At 58.7% G+C, this 3,225-nt stretch carries 2 protein-coding genes; one reads left to right on the top strand and one right to left on the bottom strand.

Annotation, left to right across the window (positions count from 1 at the left end; all coding sequences use genetic code 11):
* A partial coding sequence (locus AC2FND_RS19860; RefSeq protein WP_496771428.1) for a malic enzyme-like NAD(P)-binding protein occupies nt 1-606 on the bottom strand: 606 nt, incomplete at its 3' end.
* A 160-nt stretch (nt 607-766) separates the two neighbouring features.
* Here AC2FND_RS19860 and mutS point away from each other — a divergent pair.
* A partial coding sequence (gene mutS, locus AC2FND_RS19855) for a DNA mismatch repair protein MutS (protein WP_496771429.1) occupies nt 767-3,225 on the top strand: 2,459 nt, incomplete at its 3' end.

The raw sequence follows: 3,225 nt of genomic DNA, 5'->3' as shown, positions 1-3,225 counted from the left end.
AATTCCCGCCGCACCCGCGCCATTCAGAACGATTTTCACGTCCTCGATCTTCTTGCCCGAGATATGCAGCGCGTTCAGCAGGCCCGCAGCACAGATCACGGCTGTGCCGTGCTGGTCATCGTGAAAGACGGGGATGTCCATCTCTTCTTTCAGGCGCTGTTCAATGATGAAACACTCGGGCGCCTTGATGTCTTCCAGATTGATGCCGCCAAAGGTTGGCCCCATCAGACGCACTGCACGGCAGAATTCATCCGGGTCTTCGGTGTCCAGCTCGATATCGATCGAGTTCACGTCGGCGAACCGTTTGAACAGGACCGATTTGCCTTCCATGACCGGTTTCGAGCCCAGCGCACCAAGGTTACCAAGGCCCAGCACTGCCGTTCCGTTCGAGATTACGGCCACGAGGTTGCCCTTGTTGGTATAGTCATAAGCCGTTTCCGGGTTTTCCGCGATGGCCTCGCAGGGAACGGCCACACCCGGACTGTAGGCCAGCGACAGATCACGCTGCGTTGTCATGGGGACGGTGGCCTGCACCTCCCACTTGCCGGGGGTGGGGTCCAGGTGAAAGGCCAATGCCTCTTCTTTGGTGATCTTCGCTTTGGGCATCTTAAATGTCGGTTCCATGACTTCAGGGCTGACGCCTCATAGCGCAGGCGAGCGCGCGCCTCAACGGGAATACTTTTCGCCTTTCGCTGCAGGGGCCGGGTTTGTAAGGTCACGACCGGAAAACGCCAGAAGGGGGCCGCTTTTGTCCACAGTCACGCCAATGATGGCGCAATACCTCGAAATCAAAGAGGCCCACGCGGATGCCCTGCTGTTTTATCGCATGGGTGATTTCTATGAGATGTTCTTCGAGGATGCCGTCAACGCTGCCGAAGCGTTGGACATCGCCCTGACCAAGCGCGGCAAGCACAATGACGAAGACATCCCGATGTGCGGCGTGCCGGTGCATTCGGCCGAAGGATACCTTCTGACCCTGATCCGCAAGGGTTTTCGCGTTGCGGTCTGCGAACAGATGGAAAGCCCGGCTGAAGCAAAGAAACGAGGCTCTAAATCAGTCGTAAAGCGCGATGTCGTGCGACTGGTCACGCCCGGAACACTGACCGAGGACGCATTGCTTGAGGCGCGCCGGCACAACTTTCTGGCTGCCTATGCCGAGGTCCGGGACGAGGCCGCGCTTGCCTGGGCTGATATTTCGACGGGCGCGTTTCACGTGATGCCCCTGACCTCGGTCCGGCTCAGCCCTGAGCTAGCCCGTCTTGCGCCCTCCGAACTGATCGTGGCCGATGGGGCGCAGGAAAAGCTGAACGAAACGCTGCTTGATCTGGGGATTTCACTGACCCCGGTCGGGCGCGCCAGCTTCGACAGCACGGCGGCGGAAAAGCGCATCTGTGGGCTGTTTCACGTAGGTGCTTTGGACGCGTTCGGAAATTTCGGCCGCGCCGAAGTGTCCGCGATGGGCGCGCTGATCGACTATCTGGAGATTACGCAAAAGGGCAAACTGCCCCTGCTGCAAACGCCGCTGAAAGAATCTGAGGATCGAGTCGTTCAGATCGACGCCGCCACACGTCGCAATCTGGAGCTGACCCGCTCGCTGTCCGGCGGGCGCGCAGGGTCGCTTCTTTCTGTCGTAGACCGGACCGTTACCCCCGGTGGCGCGCGATTGCTGGAACAGCGGCTTTCAAGCCCTTCTCGTAATCTGGATGTGATCCATGCCCGGCTTGACGCAGTCAGTTTCGCCGCTGGTTACAACCTGATCGCGTCTGATCTGCGCGAAGCCTTGCGCAAAACCCCGGATCTGGACCGCGCCCTGTCGCGTTTGTCACTCGAGCGCGGCGGACCTCGTGATCTGACAGCCATTCGCAATGGTTTGACACAGGCAGCCACGATTGCCGAAATCTGCGCGGATCAGGATTTGCCGGTGTTGCTGGCAACCGCGCTTCAGAACCTTGTTGGTTTCGATGACTTGCTGACTTTACTGGACGAGGCACTGGTGGCCGACCCCCCGCTTCTGACCCGCGACGGAGGCTTTATCGCGCCAGGTTTTGACGCTGAACTGGACGAGGCCCGTACCTTGCGCGACGAAGGTCGCTCGGTCATTGCCGGGTTTCAGCAGAAATACGTCGAACACACCGGCATCACCTCGCTGAAAATCAAGCATAACAACGTGCTGGGCTATTTCATCGAAGTCACGGCAACCCATGCTGAAAAGATGCTGAACCCACCCTTTAGCGAAACCTATATCCATCGCCAGACGACAGCTAATCAGGTGCGGTTTACAACCGTTGAACTGTCCGAGATCGAAACTCGTATCCTGAACGCAGGGAATCTGGCGCTGGAGATTGAAAAACGGCTCTATCAAAGGCTTTCTGGCGCGATACTGGACCTTGCTGCCCGATTGAATCAAGCCGCCCGCGGGCTTGCCGAACTGGACCTGACGACCGCTTTGGCTGATCTTGCACGGGGTGAAAACTGGTGCCATCCAAGGGTTGACGCCTCTCGCGCATTCAATGTGCAGGGCGGCCGACACCCGGTTGTGGAACACGCCCTCCGACAGCAAAGCGGCGATGCGTTCATTTCCAATGATTGCGACCTGAGTGTCCAAGACGGCGCGGCGATATGGTTATTGACCGGTCCGAACATGGCCGGTAAGTCAACCTTTCTGCGCCAGAACGCCCTGATTGCACTGCTTGCCCAAATGGGCAGCTACGTTCCGGCCGAAGAGGCGCATATTGGCGTCGTCAGCCAGCTGTTCAGCCGCGTCGGAGCCTCGGACGATCTGGCGCGGGGGCGGTCGACCTTCATGGTCGAGATGGTCGAAACCGCCGCCATTCTGAATCAGGCCGATGACCGTGCATTGGTGATCCTGGACGAAATCGGTCGCGGTACCGCCACCTATGACGGCCTGTCCATCGCCTGGGCCACATTGGAACACCTGCACGCGACCAACAAATGTCGCGCATTGTTTGCCACGCATTATCATGAGCTTACGGCTTTGGCTGGCAAACTCGAAGGTGTCGATAACGCCACCGTAGCGGTCAAAGAGTGGGATGGCGAAGTCATCTTCCTGCACGAGGTTCACAAGGGCGCGGCTGATCGGTCTTATGGGGTGCAGGTTGCGCAGCTGGCCGGTTTACCCGCTTCTGTCGTCGAACGTGCCCGGGTGGTTCTGGACCAGCTTGAAAAAACCGAACGCGAAGGCGGCAAGCAAAAAGCGCTGATTGA

This window comes from Ruegeria sp. BHSB056 (genome assembly GCF_059613305.1).
This window is presented reverse-complemented; position numbering and strand designations above follow the sequence as displayed.